The organism is Rhizobium sp. CB2179 (genome assembly GCF_057653455.1).
Window position 1 is genome coordinate 4532900 of sequence record NZ_CM172781.1, and the last position, 22193, is coordinate 4555092.

15 protein-coding genes are annotated in these 22193 nt (G+C 61.9%); 3 read left to right on the top strand and 12 right to left on the bottom strand.

The window, feature by feature from the left end:
• The first annotated feature begins 100 nt into the window (after positions 1-100).
• Positions 101-1006 (top strand): acetyl-CoA carboxylase, carboxyltransferase subunit beta, encoded by a 906-nt coding sequence (accD, locus tag AC244Q_RS22245; RefSeq protein ID WP_012759561.1) that lies wholly within the window; start codon positions 101-103, stop codon positions 1004-1006.
• A 27-nt stretch (positions 1007-1033) separates the two neighbouring features.
• Complete coding sequence (locus AC244Q_RS22250) at positions 1034-2386, top strand: bifunctional folylpolyglutamate synthase/dihydrofolate synthase (RefSeq protein WP_017995601.1); 1353 nt, start codon at positions 1034-1036, stop codon at positions 2384-2386.
• A gap of 70 nt (positions 2387-2456) precedes the next feature.
• Here AC244Q_RS22250 and trxA read toward each other — a convergent pair whose 3' ends face one another.
• The 12 genes from trxA to AC244Q_RS22310 all read right to left on the bottom strand — a co-directional run bounded on the left by trxA (position 2457) and on the right by AC244Q_RS22310 (position 20196).
• Positions 2457-2777 carry a thioredoxin gene (gene trxA, locus AC244Q_RS22255; RefSeq protein WP_003544118.1) on the bottom strand — a complete coding sequence of 107 codons (321 nt, stop codon included), beginning with the start codon at positions 2775-2777 and terminating at the stop codon, positions 2457-2459.
• A 75-nt stretch (positions 2778-2852) separates the two neighbouring features.
• Positions 2853-6404 carry a double-strand break repair helicase AddA gene (gene addA / locus AC244Q_RS22260; protein ID WP_113546666.1) on the bottom strand — a complete coding sequence of 1184 codons (3552 nt, stop codon included), beginning with the start codon at positions 6402-6404 and terminating at the stop codon, positions 2853-2855.
• Positions 6397-9591, bottom strand: coding sequence for a double-strand break repair protein AddB (gene addB, locus AC244Q_RS22265; protein WP_128405982.1), 3195 nt, complete (start codon positions 9589-9591; stop codon positions 6397-6399). The genes addA and addB overlap by 8 nt, the downstream gene beginning before the upstream one ends.
• A 3-nt stretch (positions 9592-9594) precedes the next feature.
• Entirely contained in the window at positions 9595-10326 is a 732-nt protein-coding gene (locus tag AC244Q_RS22270; protein ID WP_012759565.1) for a nucleotidyltransferase family protein, read from the bottom strand.
• A 13-nt stretch (positions 10327-10339) separates the two neighbouring features.
• Positions 10340-11857 carry a bifunctional tRNA (adenosine(37)-N6)-threonylcarbamoyltransferase complex ATPase subunit type 1 TsaE/phosphotransferase gene (locus AC244Q_RS22275; protein WP_017995604.1) on the bottom strand — a complete coding sequence of 506 codons (1518 nt, stop codon included), beginning with the start codon at positions 11855-11857 and terminating at the stop codon, positions 10340-10342.
• Positions 11854-14439, bottom strand: a complete 2586-nt coding sequence (locus AC244Q_RS22280; RefSeq protein ID WP_128405981.1) for a sensor histidine kinase — start codon at positions 14437-14439, stop codon at positions 11854-11856. The genes AC244Q_RS22275 and AC244Q_RS22280 overlap by 4 nt, the downstream gene beginning before the upstream one ends.
• A gap of 203 nt (positions 14440-14642) precedes the next feature.
• Entirely contained in the window at positions 14643-16043 is a 1401-nt protein-coding gene (gene ahcY / locus AC244Q_RS22285; RefSeq protein ID WP_003544127.1) for an adenosylhomocysteinase, read from the bottom strand.
• Between the two features lie 156 nt (positions 16044-16199).
• Entirely contained in the window at positions 16200-16475 is a 276-nt protein-coding gene (locus AC244Q_RS22290; protein WP_113546663.1) for an HPr family phosphocarrier protein, read from the bottom strand.
• Between the two features lie 9 nt (positions 16476-16484).
• The gene (locus tag AC244Q_RS22295) at positions 16485-16886 is read right to left on the bottom strand and encodes a PTS sugar transporter subunit IIA (protein ID WP_003544139.1); all 402 of its coding nucleotides are present in this window, start codon (positions 16884-16886) and stop codon (positions 16485-16487) included.
• Positions 16887-17036: 150 nt separating this feature from the next.
• Complete coding sequence (locus AC244Q_RS22300) at positions 17037-17489, bottom strand: HPr kinase/phosphorylase (protein ID WP_113546662.1); 453 nt, start codon at positions 17487-17489, stop codon at positions 17037-17039.
• A complete protein-coding gene (locus AC244Q_RS22305; protein WP_113546661.1) occupies positions 17486-19276 on the bottom strand; it encodes a sensor histidine kinase in 1791 nt (596 codons plus the stop codon). Before AC244Q_RS22305 ends, AC244Q_RS22300 begins: the two co-directional genes overlap by 4 nt.
• Before the next feature lie 185 nt (positions 19277-19461).
• Positions 19462-20196 carry a response regulator transcription factor gene (locus AC244Q_RS22310; RefSeq protein ID WP_197725694.1) on the bottom strand — a complete coding sequence of 245 codons (735 nt, stop codon included), beginning with the start codon at positions 20194-20196 and terminating at the stop codon, positions 19462-19464.
• A gap of 337 nt (positions 20197-20533) precedes the next feature.
• Here AC244Q_RS22310 and AC244Q_RS22315 point away from each other — a divergent pair, with 337 nt between their 5' ends.
• Complete coding sequence (locus tag AC244Q_RS22315) at positions 20534-22144, top strand: phosphoenolpyruvate carboxykinase (protein ID WP_012759572.1); 1611 nt, start codon at positions 20534-20536, stop codon at positions 22142-22144.
• Positions 22145-22193: the final 49 nt, after the last annotated feature.

Sequence of the window (22193 nt, forward strand, 5' to 3'; positions counted from 1 at the left end):
CGCAAAAGTGTGCAGCCGTTTTGCGGCAACGACATGCGGAAAACTAGGACCTAAAGCGTGGCAGATCGCGACGCGCTTTAGACTATCAGGAGTATTCGAGTTGAACTGGATCACCAACTACGTTCGCCCGCGGATCAATTCCATGCTGGGCCGTCGCGAAGTGCCGGAGAACCTCTGGATCAAGTGCCCGGAAACGGGCGAGATGGTCTTCCACAAGGACCTGGAAGGCAACAAATGGGTCATTCCGGCGTCCGGTTATCACATGAAGATGCCGGCCAAGGCCCGCCTGGCCGATCTTTTCGACAATGGCGAGTTCGAATCGCTGCCGCAGCCGAAGGTCGCGCAGGATCCGCTGAAGTTCCGCGATTCGAAGAAATATAGCGATCGCCTGCGCGACAGCCGCCTGAAGACCGAACAGGAGGATACGATTCTCGCTGGTGTCGGAAAGGTGCAGGGACTGAAACTCGTGGCCGTCGTGCACGAATTCAACTTTATCGGCGGTTCGCTCGGCATGGCCGCCGGCGAGGCGATCGTCAAGGCTTTCGAGCGTGCGACGGCTGAAAAGTGCCCGCTGGTGATGTTCCCCGCTTCCGGCGGCGCGCGCATGCAGGAAGGCATCCTGTCGTTGATGCAGTTGCCGCGCACGACGGTTGCCGTCGACATGCTGAAGGAATCCGGCCAGCCCTATATCGTCGTGCTGACCAATCCGACAACGGGTGGCGTCACGGCCTCCTATGCCATGCTTGGCGATATTCATCTGGCAGAACCCGGCGCCGAAATCGGCTTTGCCGGCAAGCGCGTGATCGAGCAGACTCTGCGTGAAAAACTGCCCGAAGGCTTCCAGACCTCCGAATACCTGCTGGAGCATGGTATGGTCGATATGGTCGTCAAACGTCACGATATTCCGGAAACGCTGGCGCGCCTCTTGAAGATCCTGACCAAGAAGCCGGTTTCTGCGGCGAACGATATGAATAGCGGCGCGATTGCTCTGGCGGCAAGCGCCTGATAACCGACAAGCAGGCGGGGTGCCGAATTGATACCCAGAGGCCAAACCGCGGTGAGTGAGGCAGCACAGGAGATCGACAAGCTCATGGGATTGCATCCCAAGGGTTTTGATCTGTCTCTCGATCGCATCACCCGTCTTCTCGATGTGCTCGGCAATCCGCACAGGAAACTGCCGCCGGTGATCCATGTCGCCGGCACCAATGGCAAGGGGTCCGTCACCGCCTTCTGCCGCGCTTTGCTCGAAGCCGGCGGCTACAGCGCTCATGTCCACACTTCACCGCATCTGGTCAATTGGCACGAGCGTTATCGCATTGGTGTCAAGGGTGGACGCGGGCAGCTTGTCGATGACGCCGTCTTTGCCGAGGCCGTGCGTCGCGTGGCCGCTGCCAATGCAGGACAGCACATCACCGTCTTCGAAATCCTGACGGCGGTCACCTTCATCCTGTTTTCCGAACATCCGGCCGATGCCGCGATCCTCGAAGTCGGTCTCGGCGGCCGGTTCGACGCCACCAATGTCATTTCCGATCCGGCCGTCTCAGTGATCATGCCGATTTCGCTGGATCACCAGCCCTATCTCGGCGACAGGGTCGAGCTGATCGCGGCCGAAAAGGCCGGCATCATGAAGCCGGGATTTCCCGTTGTCATCGGTCATCAGGAATATGACGCAGCTCTCGACGTGCTGATGTCGACGGCCGAACGGCTGCATTGCCCGAGCGCCGTCTTCGGGCAGGATTTCATGGCGCATGAGGAATATGGCCGGCTCGTCTACCAGGACGAGTTCGGTCTTGCCGACCTGCCGCTGCCGCGCCTTCCCGGCCGGCATCAATATGCCAATGCCGCTGCCGCCATTCGGGCCGTCAAGGCGGCGGGTTTTACCGTCACCGAGACGATGATGGAAAAGGCGATGGGTTCGGTCGAATGGCCGGGCCGGCTGCAGCGTCTGAGCGAGGGCCGGCTGCTGTCGCATGCGCCCGCCGGCGCCGAGATCTGGATCGATGGCGGGCATAATCCGGGTGCCGGCGAAGTGATCGCCGAAGCCATGGCCAATTTCGAGGAGCGCCAGTCTCGGCCACTTTTTCTGATTATCGGCATGATCAACACCAAGGATCCGGTCGGCTATTTCAAGGCCTTTGCCGGCTTGGTCGAGAAGATATTCTGCGTGCCGATCCGCGGCAGTGAAGCGATGATCGACCCGGTGATCTTGTCGAATGCCGCCTATGATGCCGGCTTGGTTGCCGAACCGATGTCGACGGTCGGGGATGCGCTGGAAGCGATAAAAGCCGTCGTCGATCCGGAGGCATTGCCGCCGCGCATCCTGGTCGGCGGCTCTCTCTATCTTGTTGGCGATGTGCTTGCCGACAACGGCACGCCCCCGAAATGAAGGCCGCGAAATGAAAAAGCCCGGTCGAACCGGGCTTTTTCGTCAAGTAATATAAGTTGGCCGATATCAATCAGGCGGCGCTCGAAATCCAGTTCGACAGAGCCGTCTTCGGCTTTGCGCCGACAGAGATATCGGCAACTTCGCCGCCCTTGAAGATTGCAAGGGTCGGAATGGAGCGCACACCGAACTGTGCAGCGAGTTCCGGGTTCTCATCGATGTTCAGCTTGGCGACCTTGACCTTGCCTTCCATCTCGACGGCGATTTCTTCGAGACTCGGAGCAATCATCTTGCACGGGCCACACCATTCGGCCCAGAAATCGACGACGACGGGTTCTGCGGATTCCAGAACTTCCGACTGGAAGTTATTGATATCGACTTTCACGGTAGCCATGCGCTGCTCCTTTAACGGAATTGGGTGTTGAACCACATGTGATGGTGCGGTGCCGAATTTTCAATGTCCGGTATTTCACTTTGTCTTGACCGCTGCAAGCGCCAAACCGAGCGCTTTTTCGCTCAGCGTGAAGAGTGAGGCGTTCTCGGTATAGACAAGCATGCAATCGATACGCCTATCAGCATAGAGTGGCGTCAGGATCTCGCGATAGATCGCCAGCTGCGCCCGGTGCGCGAAGGGGATAGCCTCCTCTGTTGCCGGCGGCACCCGATTGGTCTTGTAGTCGAGAATGACGACGCGATCGGCAAGGACGGCAAGACGGTCGATGCGGCCGGAGACGGCATAGCGCCGATCTTCGAGCGTCAATGTTCCCATGATCGAAACTTCTGGCTGGGCCTGCGCACCGAGGACGGCCTGCAGACCTTCCTCGTCCAATAGTTTCAGAACCGAATCGACAAGCTTGCGCCGTTCGGCTTCCGGCCAGAATCGAGCTGCCCGTTCAGCATAACGGCTGGCCGCATCAGGTCGCTCCGCAAGTGGAATTTCGGGAAGCGCCTGCAGCATGCGATGGATCAGCCTGCCTTTCTCCAGTGAACGATCGCTTCGCTCCTTCTCGCCGAACAGCGGCGAAACGACCAGCAGGTTACCCGCGTCTTCATCGATAATCGTCCCGGCGCCGGAAGGACTGAGCGGCCGGGGCAGCTCAGCCTGCGGCGGCAACGGCCGCAACAGGCCGTCCGGCAAGGTCTCCTCGCTGCCGCGCTCTTCGCTGCGGCCGATACGCTCGAAGCTTCGTTCCACCCGCGGCACGCGCCATTTGATGCCCGGCCATTCGCCATCGGGACCGGAGAATGTGGTCGCCTCCACATGCGGATGGTCGTCGCGCAGTGCCGTCGAAATCATCATGTGCCAGGTGTCGTTGTTCACACGCACGCCACGATAGCCGCAGACGACCAGCCGGTCGGCGGCACGCGTCATGGCGACATAGAGCAACCGACGATATTCTTCTTCGGCCAGCATCTGGATACGCGCGGCATCATCCTGGGTCAGCGAATTGGCGAGATCGGAGACAGGAACCCAGACGGGCATCGGCGGTTCGTCGGGGCCGGTCTCGATCAGACGAAGCTTCGGCAGATGGGTATGGGTGAAGGCCTTCGAACCGCCGTCGACGAGGAAAACGATCGGTGCTTCAAGACCCTTGGAGGCATGCACCGTCATGATCCGCACCTCGTTGCGCCCCTTGTCCTGCTCGCGCTTCATCACCGGTGCTTCGAGTTCCAGCGTCGAGATGAAGGATTGCAGCCCGGGAAGGCCGGAGGTCTCGTGGTCGAGCGTGAAGGTCAGGAATTCGTCGAGGATATCGCTGACCTCGGTGCCGAGACGGGCAAGGAATTGCCGCCGCCCGCCGTAGCTGCCCAGCACGCGCGCATAGAAATCGTGAACCGAAAGGCTCCTGGACTGCCGGAGAAACAGCTCCAGCCTCTCGACGGCGGCGCGGAAACGCTCGGTGCCGTCGGCGGCGAAGCTTTTGAGATGGCTCCAGACGCTCTGATTGTCGCCACGCAACGCGGCGACCGCAAAGATGTCGTCCTCCGAAAGGTCGAAAAGCGGGCTCTTGAGCACGGCGGCGAGCGAAAGATCGTCTTCCGGCAGAAGCAGGAAACGGCCGAGCGCCAGCAGATCTTGCACGGCGATATGGCTGGTCAGCACGAGCCTGTCCGCACCGGCGACGGGAATATCGCCGCGCCGCTTCAACGCGCGCGTCAATGCATTGACGAAGGCGTCGCGCTTACGCACCAGCACCAGGATGTCGCCAGCCTCGATCGGGCGCTCCTTGCCTTTGTCGACGATCGTTTCGCGGCCGACGAGACTGCCGATCGAATGGGCGATCCGCCGTGCGAGGATCGCGGCCGGCGCGCTTTCCGGCGTCGCGTCGAAGGGCGCCGTCCAGTCCTCCTCCTTCATCACCGCTTCCGGCGCGACCATCTCCCAGAGGTCGACGGCGCCGGGATGGCCGATGCGGCTGGAGCGATGCACGACCGGTTCGCCGAGCGCGCTGAGGCCGCGCGCGTTCTCGGGTGCCTTGAAAATGTGGTCGACGGCCTCAAGCACGTCGGCGGTCGAGCGGAACGACAGCGGCAGCCGCACGGAGGAAAAACTCTGCCCGCTGTCGGAAACGCGCCGCCGCGTCCGGTCGCTCTCCTCGGAAAAACGCTCGGGTCTCGCCCCCTGGAAGGAATAGATCGACTGCTTTTCGTCGCCGACGGCAAATAGCGTGCGCACGATCGGCCGGGCGCTTTCGCCGGAGAAGAAATCTTCGGCGAGCGACTGGATGACGCTCCACTGGATCGGGCTGGTATCCTGGGCCTCGTCGACGAGGATATGATCGATGCCGCGATCGAGCTTGTAGTGGATCCAGGGGCCGACGCCACTTTTCGTCAGGAGGTCGGCGGTGCGGGTGATCAGGTCCTCGAAATCGAGCTGGCTGCGCTGCTTCTTCAACTCCTCATAGTCGTGATTCAGCCGATCGGCGAGCACGAGCGCCGCATGCGTGGCGCCGTACATCCGCATCAGCTTCAGCCGGTCGCGGCTTGCTGCGACATGCGCGCGGGCGATGGCGATAGCCTCCGCCAGTTGCGGTGCCTCGGCAAGCATGGCCTTGACGAAGAATTGCGAGTCCGCCTTGGGCTCGCCCTTCACGGTCAGAAAGATTTTTTCGAGGATCTCAGCGCGCCTTGCGTCGTCGCGCTCCCGCCCGGTGAGCCTGAGGCCATAGGCAACCTCTTGCGCCTTCGCACCGCCCTTCTGGTCGGCGAGCGAGAGATAAAGCTCCAGCGTGCCGCCCGAAAGCGCGGGCAATGGCCAATATTGCGCCGCGATCCGGTCTTCCGTGTCGCCGGCGGCAAGGCCGAGCCTTTTGCGCAGAACCACTTCGACGCCGCCCTGCTGTTCCGCCGTCGCGGTGAAACGACGAATGGCATTGCGGTTGGCGACGATGTCGCCGAGCAGGTTCTCCAGTCCGGATTCATCGCCGAGATTGAGCACGTAGGCGAATGCCTCGGAAAGGGCGCTGTCTTCGTCAGGCGCCGTTGCCGTCAGCAGCGCCCGGCGCGCATCGGAAAGCAGCGCCACCGCCGCGCGATCGTCGAGAACCGAGAAATGCCCGGCAACGTTGGCCTCCAACGGGAACTGATGCAGCAGTGCCTCGCAAAAGGCATGGATCGTCTGGATCTTCAGTCCGCCGGGTGTCTCCAGCGCCTTGGCAAACAGGCGGCGGGCCTCGGCAAGCTTCAGTCCGTCAGGAGCCATGCCTTCGATCTGTGTGATCCGCCGTCCGAGGTCTTCATCGTCAAGCACCACCCATTCCGCCAGCCGTTCGAAGACGCGGTTCGACATTTCCGACGCTGCGGCCTTGGTGTAGGTCAGGCATAAAATGGCGGAAGGCCGCGCCCCTGATAGCAGCAGCCGGATGACGCGCTGTGTCAGCACATGCGTCTTGCCGGAACCGGCATTGGCCGAGACCCATGCCGAACGCAGCGGATCGGAGGCAATCGCCTGCTGGATCGTCGTCCAGCCGATCCAGGCGCCCGGATCGTCGTCGTTGGGAATGGCGGTCACATCACTCATCGCCGCCGCCCTCTTCGGTTTCGGCCGTCGACCATTCGGAAACGCGGGCGAGATGATCGTAGTCGCCGCCGAAATCGAATTGCTGGGCCGGGATCAGCCGCGAGGTAAAGCCTCTTTCGCTGGATTGCAGCAACCCCACGAATTTGACCAGCTGGTCGATCGATTCGGCGGCGAGATCCATCGCCGATTTCGCCTTGTCGCTGCGGGCAGAACTCTCATTGTTGACGGTATCGACCTGAAAGCGGCTTCCCGGACGCAGACGCACATAGAGAAGGTCCTGCGGCACGAGGCTGCCGGCATCGCGAAAAGCACCGGCGCTCAAGGCCGCCGCTTCAAGCGCAAGCTGTGGATCGAGAAGCACGCGTGCCTGCGCCGGCGAGGGATTGAAGCCGGTCTTGTAGTCGATGATATCGGCCGAGTGTGGCCCCGTGACGTCGATCCGGTCTGCGACGCCGGTGAGCCGGATATTGATCGGCTCCAGCTCCATGCCGCCCCGCACCTCCGTCAGCGTTTTCAGGATGCCATGCCGGCGTCCAGCCTCCCATTCGAGGAAGGCGCGGGCCACCGCGCGAAAGCGCGGCCGCCACACGGCATCGATATGCGGCGGCAGCTTTTCCATGTCGAAAAGCTCGGAAAGGACGTGCTCCATCGCCGCTGCCGCATCCGGCGTGCCGGCGATATGGGCTTCGCGGATGAAACGGTCGATGATCTTGTGGTAGAGCGTTCCGCGTTCGGCCGCCCCTGGATCGCGATTGAACGGGTCGACCGGGTCGAGCCGCAACACACGGCGGGCATAGATGGCATAGGGATCTCGGCGCAGCCGGCCGACTTCACTGAAGGAATAGGATTTCGGCTGCAGCGCCAGCGGCGGTTTCGGCGAGGGGCGCTGCGCCGGCGCCTGAGCATCTCCTCGATCGATGAGAGCGGCCCATTGGAGGAACCGGTTACCGCGTCCCTTCAATTCCGCTTCGAACGCCTCTCCGCCGAGCGCCAGCAGCCGCTGCAGCCAACGCGAGGTGACGGTTGGCGTTGAGCCCTGGCGCAGCGCGCGCGAATAGATCAGATGGCGCGTACCGTTTGCCATCTCGAAATCATGCGCCAGCTGGCCGATGCGCCGCTCCGGCGGCTCGAGGCCGATCTCCGTCTTCATCATGCGCGGAATGAAGGGATTATTGGCGGTCTGTCCCGGCCACGTGCCTTCGTTCAGGCCGCCGAGGATCAACGTATCGACGCTCTGCAGGCGGGCTTCCAGCGTGCCGAAGATGAAGAGCCTCGGATGGCTGAGCGCCCGTGGCTTCACCGCATGACCGGCGGCAAGGGCTGCCATGATGTCGATCCATTGCGGTCCGTCGGCCTCCATCTGGCCGTCCGTGTCGATCACTTCACCAAGCAGGGCGGCGAGGGCGTCTCCCGCTTCGTTCGACCAGAGATCGGCGAGATTGCCGTGCGGATCAACCGCGACCGCTTCAAGCGAACGGCCGGTGCGCTTCGCCCATTCCGACAATGTGAAGCGCGCTGTTCTTCCACGATCTTCCGGCCGCTCCCGCATCAGCGCCGAAGCCAGAGGCTCGGTCGCTTGTGTCACCCGCCGGGCAAGGTCGTATGCGGCGTCGGCGGCCTCGGGCGAAAGCGCTTTTCGCCATTGCGGCGCGTGCCTGTCCAGGGCCTGTTCGGCAAGTTGGTGAGCGAGCAGCGGTTCCAGCGTGCTGATATCCACCTCTGCCACGCCACCGCGCAGTGCCAGCAGCTCGAGCGCCTCGGTAGCGGAAATCAATGCGCCGCGTTCCAGGCCGAAGCGGGCAAGCGGATGTTTGAGCAGCGAGATGATCGCCACCGGATCGCCCGGCCGCAGCGCTGCCTCCAGCAGCAATTGCAGCAAGGTGCCCTGCGGCATGGCCGACAGCGGCGTACCGGCCGAATCGTCGGCGAGGATGCCGAAGCGGGAAAGCTCGGCCATCACCCGCCGCGCAAGATTGCGATCCGGGGTTATGAGTGCTGCCCGGCTCTCGCTGTCCTGTCCCGGTCTTTCCAGCGCCAGCCGGAGCGCGATGGCAATCGCGGTTGCTTCCTCGCGCTCATTGGCGGCTTCAATCAGCGAGACATCAGAGAAGGCCGAAGACAGCGCGCCTGCCGGCAGGTCGTTTTTCCAAGCTCCCCAGTCACTGGTCGCCTCCGCCGGAGCAAGGGCCTGCGACAGGATTTCGGCACGCCGCTCAAGATCGGCCTCCGGTCTGTCGAGGAGCGTGAGGTCGGCCCGCGTCAGCTTCAGCCGCTTGAGCAGCGAAGACAGACCATACTGCGGATGGCTCCGGCTTGCCGGATTGGCATGTTGGCCGGGCGCCGGTTCCGGCGCGACCATCTGCCAGTGCCTTTCGGGCATGGAGAGATCGAGACCTGGAAGCACGATCACGCCTTCCGGCAGATGGGCGACGGCGGCAATGAGATCGGCGGTGGCGGGAACGGAACCCGTCGAACCGGCGATGATGATCGGCCCGGCGGGTTTCGTCGCCGAAAGCCGGCTTGCTTCGGCCCGGAGAATGGCGTTTCTGTGCCGCGCCGGCGAGGATTTGCCGAGTTCGGCCAGCCGCTCGGGCCAGAAGGCGCTGGCGATCTGCAGGAACTCCGCCGTCAACTGCCACCAGGCGGCATAATCGCCGGTATCGAGTTTCGACAGCTCCGACCAGTCAAGATCCTCGGTCTCGATGGAATCGATCAATTCCGCAAGATTGCGGGCGAGCCAGATCGCATCCGCCGGGCTTGCCGGCGCGACGAGCGGCGAGTCCGAGTGGATGTGGCGGACGATCTCCGGCAGCTTGTTTCGCCAGGCGAGGATCAGGCGCGCAAGCTCCAGCAGACGGGCGGTATTCGACAGTGGCTGGGCGAGATCGATCGTTGCCGGCAGCGCCTCGTCGAAATAGCCGCTATCGTCATCGGTTTCGCCGAGCGGGCGGATCATGGGGAGGATCGCCGAGCGGCCGCCGAGCAGGTCGACGAATTCGGAACGCAGCACACGCACGGCGCGCCGGGTCGGCAGGTAGATCGTGACTTTGGCAAGCGATAGCGGATCATCGGCGTCGTGCCGGAAAATCGGCGTCAATCGGCCGTCGCAAAGTGTCGTCGCCAGCGTTTTCAGGAAGGAGAGGCCTGCGGGGATCGTCACGATGCGTGGCTGGTGCCGCTCCGCCATGGCTTACGCAAACGTCCGCAGTCGCCGGATCGTTTCCTCCGCCTCGCCGATCGCGTCGGGCGTGCCGACCGTTAGCCAATGGCCTTCGAGCACCATGCCGAAAAGCCGTCCGCGCGCGATCGCCTTGTCGAAATAGATATTGAGGTTGAAGGCATCCTTCGGTGCATCGTCGAGCAGCGACGGGTTCATGACGATCGCCCCGGCATAGACGACGGGATTGGAGGGATCATCGCGATAACGCGTCAGCCGGCCATCGACCGCGAGACTGAAGTCGTTCTTGCCGTTGTGACCCGTCGTATCCTCGATCCCAACGCAAAGCAGCGCCATATCCATGCGTTCGGCGTCAAAGAATCCGGCTAAGCGTTCTAGGTTCGTCGGCCTCCCCTGCTGTTCGCCGATCCAGAAAAGATCGGCGTTCATGACGAAGATATTGTCGCGGCTAAGCAGCCTCAGCCCCTTCGCCAGGCCGCCGCCGGAATTCATCAGTGCGTCCCGCTCGTCCGATATGACGATGTCGAGGCCGTGATAATTCCCGAGATGGTCGAGCATCTGGTCGGCGTGGTGGTGAACGTTGACGACGGCGCGTTCGATGCCGGCCGCGACCAGGCAATCCAGCGTGTAGTCGATCATCGGCTTGCCGTCGATCTTCACCAGCGGCTTCGGGATCGTATCGGTGATCGGGCGCATGCGGGTTCCGAGACCCGCGGCCAGTACCATGGCTTGTCTGATGGTCATTCTGATCCGGAACTTATGATTCGCTCTGGCCTATTCCAGCCCTTGCGCACCAATCGCGCAAGGGGGCAAGCGTTTCATGCTCGAGCGCGACGTTCAGATAGGCGAGCGTGCGCGGCATGTGTTTCAGATAGCCCGGCTTGCCGTCGCGCTGCAACAAGCGCACCCAAAGACCCGCAAGCTTGCAGTTGCGCTGCGCCGACATGATCGCCCAGGCCTTCATAAATCCGGCTTCGTCGAAACCGCCCTGCGCGCGGCGAAGCCCCAGATAATCATCCATCAGCTGCCGGAAGAGGTCCGGCTCGATCGTTACGCGCGCATCCTGGACGATCGAGGCGAGGTCATAAGCCGTCGGGCCGATCATCGCGTCCTGGAAATCGATGAGGCCGATCCGTTCGACGCCCTTCGCATGCGGTCTCCAGATGATATTTGGCGAGTGGAAGTCGCGCAGCAGTAGGTTCTTCTCGGCCGTTGCGAGCTCGTCGATGAGCGCATCCCAGATCGCTAGATAATCCGCGCGTTCGGCGTCCGTTGCAGGTGCACCCTGGCGCTTCCAGGGCAGGTGCCAGTCGAGCACCAGCCGCACCTCCATCTTCATCGCCGTGCGGCCGAAATCAGGAATATGGTGGACATGGCCCTTTCCAACGGAGATGTCCTGCGGAAATTTCAGGGCGTGCAGTCTGGCCAGGCAGGCAACGCTTTCGCGATAGCGTTCTATAACCGGCTGTCCGTGGGCATCCAGCACGCCGTCGCTGCCGAGATCCTCGATCAGCAGGATACCTTGATCATAATCCACCTTGTAGACTTCGGGCGCCGCAAAACCGTCCTTGCGCAGCGTATCGGCGATCGCAACGAACGGATAAGCGTTTTCGGCAAGATGCGCGACTTTGGGATAGGGTTTGCCGTCGAGAACCGGCGGGCCTTCAGCAAGCGGCGGCCAGTCCATCAGGATGATGCGCTGGTTCCCGGCCTTCGGATAGATCGCCTCATAGGCGCGCAGCGAGGCATCACCGGTCAGAAATCGGCGTTTCGCAGTGGGGTAACCGGCGGTATCAAGGAACTCGCGGATCGCCAGGACGCGGCGGATGCGTGTATTTTGCGCGCCAGCGGCTTCGATCGTTGCCCGGCGGCCGCTGCCTTCATGCGCCAGCGTCAGGGTGATGCGCTCCGCGGGCAGTTCGCTCTCCGCCATCTCAGGCCATTCGACGAGGCAGATACCGTTCTGCAGGGCCTCGTCGAAGCCAAGCTCCGTCAGTTCGGCAGGATCGCCGAGCCGGTAGAGATCGAAATGCGAAACGGCGATGCGCAGATCGTAGGATTGCACCAGCGTGAAGGTCGGGCTCGGGACCTCGAGCCCCTCGTCATCGGCCATGGCGCGCAGGATCGCCCGGGCGAGCGAGGATTTCCCGGCGCCGAGATCGCCTGAAAGGGCAAGGCAATCGCCGGCCTTCAGCGCCAGCGCCAGGTCTTCACCGAGGCGGATGGTAGCCGCCTCGTCTTTCAGGAAAAGCGAGATCGCATCGCTGGTCGTCATTCGGCGGCGGCGGAATGCGGGACATCGACCGAGGGGATACGGCAGACGACGGTCGTGCCCTTGCCCGGCTCGCTGTCGATCGTCACATCGCCATGATGCAGACTGACGAAGCTGTCGACGATCGAGAGGCCGAGGCCGGCGCCGCCGCGTTTGCCGCTTTTCGCCCCCGTGGCAAACCGGTCGAAGACGGTCGCGATCATGTCAGGTGAGATGCCGGGGCCGCGATCGCTGACGGCGAAGACGAAATCCGTTCCTTCGCGATGGCATTCCAGCGAGATCGAGGTACCTTCGGGCGAGAAATTCGCCGCATTGGACAGAAGCTTCAGAAGGATCTGCTTCAGCCGCTGCGGATCGGCCACGATCGAGCCGAGATAGGCGGGTGCGGTGATTTCAAGCGCGACACCGCTTTCGTGCAGGCGATCTGCGATCTGCATCGAGACGTCGTCGAGCAGGTCGTTGAGATCGATATCCGCATAATTGAGGCGCATGATGCCGGCGTCGACGGTCGCAAGGTCGAGAATATCGTTGACGAGCGTCAACAGAACCGAGGACGAGGTCGAAATGTGGTCGATATATTCGGCCTGCCGTTCGGTAAGCGGCCCGACGCCCGGGGTGCGCAGGAGATCGGTGAAGCCGATGATGTTGGTCAGTGGCGAACGCAGTTCATAGGAAACGTGCTGGACGAAGTCGTTCTTCAGCTCGTCGGCCTTGCGCAACGCTTCGTTTTTCTCGGTCAGCGCGCGCTCGGCACGCACGCTGTCCGTCATGTTGACGAAGGTCAGCATGGTCTGCGCGTTCGGCAGCGGGATGACGGCGTAGTCGAGCACCAGGCCGGAGAAGAGTTCCAGCGTTCCCTGGCCCGAGCGGCGTTCGTCGTCGAAGCTGGTGATCAGCTCGGCGAAGGTCTTCCAGCCGTCCGGCTGGTCATAGGACGGGGCGCAGGCCTCGCCCAGCGCACGAATATGGGTGCCGGGCTTGGCTTCGGTTTCGGTGATCCCCCAGAGCGCGCGGAAGGCCGGGTTCGAAAGGCGGATGCGTCCATCAGGACCGAACACCGCCACACCTTCGGAAAGATGGTCGATCGTTTCGCCCTGCACCTTGACCAGCGTGTTGTAGCGCGTTTCAAGATCGACCTGTTCGGTCAGGTTTTCGAACACCCAGGTGGCGCCGCCCTGCGGATGGGCGGTCGCAAAGACGCGCAACGTTTGCCCGTTCGGCAGATGCCAGAGATCGGTTTGCGTGTCGAGCGCGCGATAGACGGAAAGTGCGGCTTCCTTCCAGCTTTTCCAATTGAGCTGGTCCGGTAGTTTCTTGGCCGCCCGCAGCCGCTCGAGCAGCTCACTATTGTCAGGCCGGCCCTCGAGGAAGGCGATATCCAGCTCCCAGAGCGCGACGAAGGCCTGGTTGTAGAATTGCAGCCGGCGCTCGCCGTCGAAGATGGCAACGGGCGTGGCGAGATGGTCGAGCGTTTCGGCATGGCTCTTCAGCGTCCGTTCCAGCTCGGCGCGCACGGCCTCTATGTCGGACACATCGATCGCGATGCCGGCCGAGCCGCCGGGAACCCTGACGTCGACGACGTCGAAGAATGTGCGGTTTCCGTGCACGACCGTCGAGATCTTGTCGTGGAAGGGCGACTCCGGCGTCGTCGTGGCGCGAATGCGTTCGCGCGCCACGGTCGTCAGCATCTCGCGGCCTTCATTGATCGCCTGCTGCGGCGACCGCGCTTCCACCGCCTCGCCATAAGCCTGGTTGACCCAGGTGAGGCGGCCCACCGGATCGCGCTGCCAGGCCGGCATATCGATCGCGTCGAGCATGGTCTGGAAGGCAGAGATCGAGGTCATCAGCCGGTCGCGCTCGATCCTGAGTTCTGCGAGCTCGGCGCGCAGATTGTTGAGCGCCACGAAACGCACGAAGGCACGCCCGCCGGAAACCCGGCCCTGCGCCTCGAGGATTTCGTCGCGGATGGTTTCGACCACCATGTCGAAGCTCTGTGCCTCGTCGCGCAGCCGGTCGATCGCCTTTTCCAGCTCGGAAGCCGAACGTGATTTCAGCCACAGGCCGAAGGCCAGGAATTCGCCGTCCTGCGGCGCGCCGGTCTCGGGCGGAAGCTGGCCGAGCAGCTCGGGGCGCGCATTGCCGTCCCAGATGACGATCCGCCGGTTCTTGTCGGCGATCAGAGCCTGGTATTGCGAAATGCGCTGCTGGGCATCGGAGAGCGCCGAGCGGATTTCCCGGCTCTCGTTTTCCAGGTTGCCGCGCTGACGCACGAGCCACAGCGTCGACAGCAGTGCTGCCGATATGACGCCGATGACGACGGAAACACCGATCACTTGCGAGGACGTGAAGAGGTGAGCCGTGGCCGCTGCCTGCTGCTCCGCCTGTGCCAGGGCCGGCCGCGCCAGCGCGGCGAGCGCCGTGCCGGCCGCGCAGCTTTTCAGGAAGCGCGCCAATGGTCCGTGTTCTTGCTTTGCGGCCTCGTGTGCCGTTGCAGATTTATATCCTTGACCTGCCATCAGCGGACGGCGATGGGCGCGTGCGCCATCATCCGCCTGACCGGGCAGGCTGCTTTTTATTTCCGACATCCGCGGTATGTCTCCGTCCTTCAATGTGCCGCATTACGACAAGACATCCCATTTTCGCAGCGGCCGGACAGGGTCCGGCGCCACGAATCAAGTCTTAAAACAATACTTCGGAAGGGAATCGGCGGGAAGGGAGCGTCCAAAAAATAAGCCGCGGCATTTGTCAATGCCGCGGCTTCTACATCTTGTGGATATTAATGATCAGATCAATATCTGTAGTGGTCGGACTTGAACGGGCCCTTCGGCGAGACGCCGATATAGGCAGCCTGTTCCGCAGAAAGCTCAGTCAGCTTCACGCCGAGCTTGTCGAGATGCAGGCGTGCGACCTTTTCATCGAGATGCTTCGGCAGGATATAGACCTGGTTGGAATACTGGTCGGGCTTGGTGAAGAGTTCGATCTGCGCCAGCGTCTGGTTGGTGAACGAAGCCGACATCACGAAGGATGGATGGCCGGTGGCGTTGCCGAGGTTGAGCAGACGGCCTTCGGAAAGGAGGATGATGCGGTTGCCCTTGGGGAATTCGATCAGGTCGACCTGCGGCTTGACGTTGGTCCACTTGAGATTGCGCAGTGCGGCGACTTCGATTTCGTTGTCGAAGTGACCGATATTGCCGACAATCGCCATATCCTTCATCGCCCGCATATGGTCGATGCGGATGACGTCCTTGTTGCCGGTGGTGGTGATGAAGATATCGGCCGAGGAAACGACGTCCTCGAGCAGAACGACTTCATAACCGTCCATCGCAGCCTGCAATGCGCAGATCGGATCGGCTTCGGTCACCTTGACGCGGGCGCCGGCGCCGGAGAGCGAAGCGGCAGAACCCTTGCCGACGTCGCCGTATCCGCAGACGACGGCAACCTTGCCGGCCATCATGACGTCGGTGCCGCGGCGAATGCCGTCGACCAGCGATTCCTTGCAGCCGTACTTGTTGTCGAACTTCGACTTGGTCACCGAGTCGTTGACGTTGATCGCCGGGAAGGGCAGCAGGCCCTTCTGGCTGAGCTGGTAAAGGCGGTTGACGCCAGTCGTCGTTTCCTCGGTGACGCCCTTGATCGCGTCGCGCTGCTTGGTGAACCAGCCAGGCGAAGCGGCAAGGCGCTTCTTGATCTGTGCGAAGAGGATTTCCTCTTCTTCGGAATGCGGATGAGACAGCACGTCCTCGCCGGCTTCGGCGCGGGCGCCGAGCAGGATGTACATGGTGGCGTCGCCGCCGTCATCGAGGATCATGTTGGAAAGGCCGCCATCGGCCCACTGGAAGATCTTGTCGGTGTAGACCCAATAATCCTCGAGCGATTCGCCCTTGATGGCGAAGACAGGCACACCGGAAGCGGCGATCGCGGCAGCGGCATGATCCTGCGTCGAGAAGATGTTGCACGAGGCCCAGCGGACTTCGGCACCGAGCGCGACCAGCGTTTCGATGAGCACGGCCGTCTGGATGGTCATGTGCAGCGAGCCGGTGATGCGCGCGCCCTTCAACGGCTTTGTCTGGCCGAATTCGGTGCGGCAGGACATCAGGCCCGGCATTTCGGTTTCGGCGATCGTAATTTCCTTGCGGCCGAAATCCGCAAGCCCGATATCGGCGACGACATAATCTTTTTCAGTGCTCATAGAGGCCTCCAGGCTGAAAACGTCTCAAAATTGGCGCAGGCGCGAAAATAAACCGCGTGCAAGCGCACGGCATGTTGGCCGTTTAGCAGGCTTCCCCGGTGATGGCAATAAGGATATAAAGAAGTCTTTATATGTTTATATGAGCTCGATCGGAGCTCACATCTCTTCGCCAAACCTATTCTGGATCAGCCGGTCCAGGGCCTCCAGCGCTTCCTCGGCCTGGCTGCCGCTCGCCGAGACGACGACGCTCGAGCCGGGGCTTGCCGCAAGCATCATCAAGCCCATGATGGAGGTTCCGCCGACCGTCATTCCATCCTTGGAAACGGTGATGGCGGCATCGAAGGTCTCGACCATCTGCACGAATTTGGCGGAAGCGCGCGCGTGGAGACCGCGCTTGTTGATGATAAGGAGTTCCCGGGAGAGCGATGTCATGAAGGCCCGTTATTTTCCGCTGAGCACACGGCTCGCGACATTGATATATTTCCGCCCAGCTTCGGAGGCCTCCACCAGCGCCTTCTCCATGTTGTTCTCGCCGCGCACCCCGGCAAGTTTGATCAACATCGGCAGGTTGACGCCGGCAATGACTTCGGTATGGCCGCTGCTCATGACTGATATGGCGAGATTGGACGGCGTGCCACCGAACATGTCGGTCAGGATGACGACGCCATGGCCGTCATCGGCACCGGAAACCGCTTCCAGAATGTCCTGCCGTCTCTGGTCCATGTCGTCTTCGGGGCCGATACAGACCGTCTCGATGAATTTCTGAGGACCGACGACGTGCTCGACAGCATGACGAAACTCTTCAGCCAGCTTGCCATGCGTGACAAGCACAAGTCCGATCATGATATTACTGCTCCCATAGACGCAAACGGTGGACCCAATATCGCAATGCAGCAATTACGTCCACCGGTGGGGGCACATCTTGGCTATGAAAAGCCGAAGTGCAAGATAAAAATGCGAATATATAAGGCAGATTGACCAATCCGGAAGGCCTCAGCGACCGATATCCGGCACTTTTGCCATCAGGATCGCAAGGGGTGAGCAGACGCCTGTGAGCAACCGCAATGCGGGAAGCGAAAAATCGGCGGCAAGGCTCACCATTTCGCCCTCGGGAGGCACCCGGTTTTCACCGGTAGCGCTGCCTGGAAGCACGGCATAATGCATGGTCGCCTTGGGGATATGGTCCTGATGAACGATGCCGGTGCCGCGAAGCTCGATCAGCCCGGTGATCGACGGCGGGCACGTGGCGATCACCGCGCCGGCCTCCGCTGAGAGAAGAACTTGGTCGTCGGCGACCAGCGCCGTGAACAGTCCGAGGTGGCGCGCCTCGGTCATGCAGGTGAAGGCCAGCATCGATTTTCCCCAGCCGGAGGGGCCGCTGAACAACAGTCCCGTCTTGCCGACGACGATCGCCGTCGCATGGATGTTGAAGGCTGCCGCGGTCATGCTGCGGCGCCGACTGGCAAAGAGAGGATGAAGCGCGCGCCGAGCACATGCCCGCTCTCGGCATTGGTGATGTTTTCGGCTCTCAGCGACCCGCCATGCGCTTCGGCGATCTGCCGGCTGATCGAAAGGCCGAGCCCCGAATTTTGGCCGAAGCCTTCCGCCTCCGGTCGGTCCGTATAGAAGCGCTCGAAGATGCGGTCGATATTTTCCGCCTGGATGCCGGGGCCGTTGTCTTCGATCGTGGTGACGCAGCGCGAACGCGTCCGCACCAGCCGCACGATAATCTTGCCGCCCTTTTCCGGCACGAAAGAGCGGGCATTCTCGATCAGGTTGGCGATGATCTGGCCGATGCGTAGATCGTGGCCGTTGATGACGAAGCGCGTCTTGACGTTCGGCTTGCGTTCGATCGCATATTCGATTTCCACCTGCTTCTTGGTGCTCCTGACCTGGCGCGAAACCTCGATGAGGTCGCGCAGCAGCACCTCCATGTCGACGGAGCCGGCATCGACGCGTGCGAGTTCGGCGTCGAGACGGGAGGCGTCGGAGATATCGCTGATCAGCCGGTCGAGGCGGCGGACATCGTGCTGGATGACGTCCATCAGCCGCTTCTTGGAATCGTCGGATTTGGCAAGCGGCAGCGTTTCGACGGCGCTGCGCAGCGAGGTGAGCGGGTTCTTCAGCTCGTGGCTGACATCGGCCGCGAAACTCTCGATCGAATCGATGCGGTCGTAGAGCGCCGTCGTCATCTCGCGCAATGCGATGGAAAGGTTGCCGATTTCATCCTGGCGGGCAGAGAAGTCGGGGATCTCTTCGCGCGTCTTGGCGCCGCGGCGGACGCGGATGGCCGCTGCCGAAAGACGGCGCAGCGGATTGGCGATGGTCGATGACAGCACCAGTGAAAGCAGCACGTTGACGAGTGTCGCCACGCCGAAGACGCGCATGATGGCAAGCCGTTCGGCATGGACGATATTGTCGATGTCGCCCGCCTGCGTCGATAGTAGCAAAACGCCGAGCACGGCGCGGAAGCGCTGGATCGGCACGGCGACGGAAACGATGAGTTCACCTTTTTCGGTGGTGCGCACGACCGCGCCGCGCACGCCGGTGAGCGCGTTCATCACTTCGGGATAGATCGAGCCGTCGCCACCCGGCGCTTCCTTATAGAGCGGCAGATTGCCGGGCTGCAGCGCCTTGTTGAACAGGGTGGCGAACCACTCGCTCCAGGTCTGTTTCTCTTCCTCCACCGGCGGCAGGTCGAAGCGCAGCACCTGGCCGCGCGAATAGAGATGGCGCGAATCGAGCAGCAGGTTGGCATCGGCATCGAAGATACGGGCGCGCGTGCGCGTCGGAGAGATCAGCCGGCGCAGGACCGGCGCGACCTTTTCGGGATCGATCGGGAATTCAAGGTCCTCATCGTTCGGCACCGGGGTGATGCTCTGGCCGGCCTGCAGCTCGAGCAGCTTCTGCGGATCGATGGTAATCGAGTTCGTATCGACCGACGCGGAGGCCGAAACGGCGCCGGCGATGATTTCACCCTGCGTCAACAGGCTTTCGGCGCGGGCGTCGATCAATCCCTCGCGGAACTGGTTAAGGTAGAGGATGCCGCCGACGAGCACCACCAGCGCAACGAGATTGAAGAACAGGATGCGCCGTGTCAGGCTCGAAAAGACGGCATTGCCGAAGATCCGGCGGATCAGGGTGAAGGGATGCGACCAACGGCGGCCTCGGACGCGACGGGTGCTCACGCCCTCCGCATCGTCCAGATCCCTTTCCTGCACCAACTGTGCCAATGACAGGCCCTTTCGAAGGGCGGGGCCGGATGGACCGGCCCGCAGCCCTCAACATTTCCGACAGCGCCGCGCGTCTTTTCAGACGCGCAAAGGACGCTGTGACATTTTGAACTGCTGCATAATTTAATCCTTAAATCGATGCCGATTTAGGAAATTATGCAGGAGCGCGCTGCGCCGCTCGGGGCTCAGGCTGCTTCGCGGAAGCGGTATCCCACTCCGTAGAGTGTTTCAATCATATCAAAGTCGTTGTCGACCATCTTGAATTTCTTGCGCAGCCGCTTGATGTGGCTGTCGATGGTCCGGTCGTCGACATAGACCTGTTCGTCATAGGCTGCGTCCATCAGCGCGTCGCGGCTTTTGACGACGCCGGGGCGCTGCGCCAGCGAATGCAGGATCAGGAATTCGGTCACCGTCAGCGTCACTGCCTCACCCTTCCAGGTGCAGGTGTGGCGTTCCTGGTCCATGACCAGCTGCCCGCGCTCCAGCGAGCGGGCCTGCTGGACCGCGCCGGTCTTCGGGGCGCCGGTGGGGCTGGTGCCGGCAGCAGCGGCTTCGCGGCTTGACGCGCGGCGCAGGACGGCGCGCACGCGCTCCACCAGCAGACGCTGCGAAAACGGTTTGGTGATGAAATCGTCGGCGCCCATCTTCAGGCCGAAGAGTTCATCGATCTCCTCATCCTTGGAGGTGAGGAAGATGACGGGAATGTCCGACTTCTGCCGCAGGCGGCGCAGCAGTTCCATGCCGTCCATGCGCGGCATCTTGATGTCGAAGATCGCCAGCTGCGGCGGTCGCGCCAGCAGGCCGTCGAGCGCCGAAGCACCGTCCGTATACGTCTCGACCTTATATCCTTCAGCCTCCAGTGCGATCGACACCGAGGTGAGGATGTTGCGGTCGTCATCAACGAGCGCGATTGTCGGCATGGTGTTGGTCTCCGTCATCAGTGCGCAATCTCCCGGATTTGCTCTCCCCAGGCGGTCTCAGTGACCGGATGCGCTTATGGAGGATAAAGGTGGAACAAATTGTGGCAAAGATAAAGGGGAGGATTGCCGTAAAATTCGCTGGCAATCTTAGGTGGTGCTTCCGATGGTCTAAACGCGACCTATTCAAACGATTTAAAATTGGAACGATAAATTTAAATCGATTAATTGTTTGATATCACTGCATTTTCTCAGATTTTCCATCTTGTGTTTTAAAATTTCTGCCCGTATTTTCGCGATTAGTTTTAACGGCAACGAGCCTGAGTGAAGGGAACTAGCCATGGAAATGTTCGGAGTTCATAACCCGGCAATAGAGCTGGCAACGGTTGGATTGGGCGGCGCATCCAGCGTTCGCTACAACTTTTCCGCCGCCGCGCTCTATGAAGAAGCGATCCGCCGGGGCGAAGCCGAACTGACCGCTCAGGGCGCACTGCGGGCTCTCACCGGCCAGCACACTGGCCGTTCGCCGCGCGACAAGTTCGTCGTTCGCGATATCAATACCGATGGCGAAATCTGGTGGGACAACAACAAGCCGATCTCGCCGGAGCATTTCGCCGTGCTGCGCGACGATATGCTGGCGCATGCCGCGGGCAAGGAGCTTTTTGTCCAGGATCTCGTCGGCGGCGCCGAGGAAGGCCATGCCTTGCCGACCCGCGTCGTGACCGAATTCGCCTGGCATTCGCTGTTCATCCGCAATCTGCTGATCCGCCCTGATACCGCAGCGCTGTCCAGCTTCGTGCCGAAGCTGACGATCATCGATCTGCCGAGCTTCAAGGCCGATCCGGCCCGCCACGGCTGCCGTTCGGAAACGGTGATCGCCTGCGATCTCACCAACGGTCTCGTCCTCATCGGCGGCACCTCCTATGCCGGCGAAATGAAGAAATCGGTCTTCACCGTGCTCAACTACCTGCTGCCGGCCAAGGGCGTGATGCCGATGCACTGCTCGGCCAATGTCGGCCCGGACGGTGACGTGGCGGTCTTCTTCGGCCTTTCCGGCACCGGCAAGACGACGCTTTCGGCCGATCCGGCCCGGACGCTGATCGGCGATGACGAACACGGCTGGAGCGAAAACGGCATCTTCAACTTCGAAGGCGGCTGCTACGCCAAGACCATCCGCCTCTCGGCCGAAGCCGAGCCGGAAATCTATGCGACGACACAGCGTTTCGGCACCGTGCTGGAAAACGTCGTGCTGAACGAAAGCCGCGAGCCGGATTTCGACGACGGGTCGCTGACCGAGAACACCCGTTGCGCCTATCCGATGGATTTCATCCCGAACGCTTCGGAAACAGGCCGCGCCGGGCATCCGAAAACGATCATCATGCTGACTGCCGATGCGTTTGGCGTCATGCCGCCGATCGCCCGATTGACGCCGGATCAGGCGATGTATCACTTCCTCTCCGGCTACACCGCCAAGGTGGCTGGCACCGAAAAGGGTGTCGTCGAGCCGGAAGCGACCTTCTCCACCTGCTTCGGCGCTCCTTTCATGCCGCGGCACCCGGCCGAATATGGCAATCTGCTCAAGGAGCTGATTGGTCGTCATGACGTCCAATGCTGGCTTGTCAATACCGGCTGGACCGGCGGCGCCTATGGCACCGGCAAGCGCATGCCGATCAAGGCGACGCGTGCGCTTCTCGCTGCTGCCCTTAGCGGTGAACTTGGACAGGCGGAATTCCGTGCTGACACGAACTTCGGCTTCGCCGTGCCGGTCTCCGTCGACGGCGTCGACGGCAGCATTCTCGATCCGCGCTCGACCTGGGCCGACAAGGCAGCCTACGACGCGCAGGCCGAAAAGCTGGTCTCGATGTTCATTGCGAACTTCGCCAAGTTCGAGGACCACGTCGACGGCGGCGTCCGTGATGCGGCCCCCGGCATAAAGCTCGCTGCCGAATAAGTAGATCAAACCTCTGACTCACGTGAAACCCGGCATCGCAAGATCGCCG

What these genes read in the sequence shown, in the direction of transcription:
- ahcY (WP_003544127.1), bottom strand. Translation starts at nt 16,043, where the DNA reads ATGAGCACTGAAAAAGATTATGTCGTCGCCGATATCGGGCTTGCGGAT.
- AC244Q_RS22315 (WP_012759572.1), top strand. Translation starts at nt 20,534, where the DNA reads ATGGAAATGTTCGGAGTTCATAACCCGGCAATAGAGCTGGCAACGGTT.
- AC244Q_RS22295 (WP_003544139.1), bottom strand. Translation starts at nt 16,886, where the DNA reads ATGATCGGACTTGTGCTTGTCACGCATGGCAAGCTGGCTGAAGAGTTT.
- AC244Q_RS22310 (WP_197725694.1), bottom strand. Translation starts at nt 20,196, where the DNA reads ATGCCGACAATCGCGCTCGTTGATGACGACCGCAACATCCTCACCTCG.
- addB (WP_128405982.1), bottom strand. Translation starts at nt 9,591, where the DNA reads ATGGCGGAGCGGCACCAGCCACGCATCGTGACGATCCCCGCAGGCCTC.
- AC244Q_RS22300 (WP_113546662.1), bottom strand. Translation starts at nt 17,489, where the DNA reads ATGACCGCGGCAGCCTTCAACATCCATGCGACGGCGATCGTCGTCGGC.
- AC244Q_RS22290 (WP_113546663.1), bottom strand. Translation starts at nt 16,475, where the DNA reads ATGACATCGCTCTCCCGGGAACTCCTTATCATCAACAAGCGCGGTCTC.
- AC244Q_RS22270 (WP_012759565.1), bottom strand. Translation starts at nt 10,326, where the DNA reads ATGACCATCAGACAAGCCATGGTACTGGCCGCGGGTCTCGGAACCCGC.
- addA (WP_113546666.1), bottom strand. Translation starts at nt 6,404, where the DNA reads ATGAGTGATGTGACCGCCATTCCCAACGACGACGATCCGGGCGCCTGG.
- trxA (WP_003544118.1), bottom strand. Translation starts at nt 2,777, where the DNA reads ATGGCTACCGTGAAAGTCGATATCAATAACTTCCAGTCGGAAGTTCTG.
- AC244Q_RS22275 (WP_017995604.1), bottom strand. Translation starts at nt 11,857, where the DNA reads ATGACGACCAGCGATGCGATCTCGCTTTTCCTGAAAGACGAGGCGGCT.
- AC244Q_RS22280 (WP_128405981.1), bottom strand. Translation starts at nt 14,439, where the DNA reads ATGTCGGAAATAAAAAGCAGCCTGCCCGGTCAGGCGGATGATGGCGCA.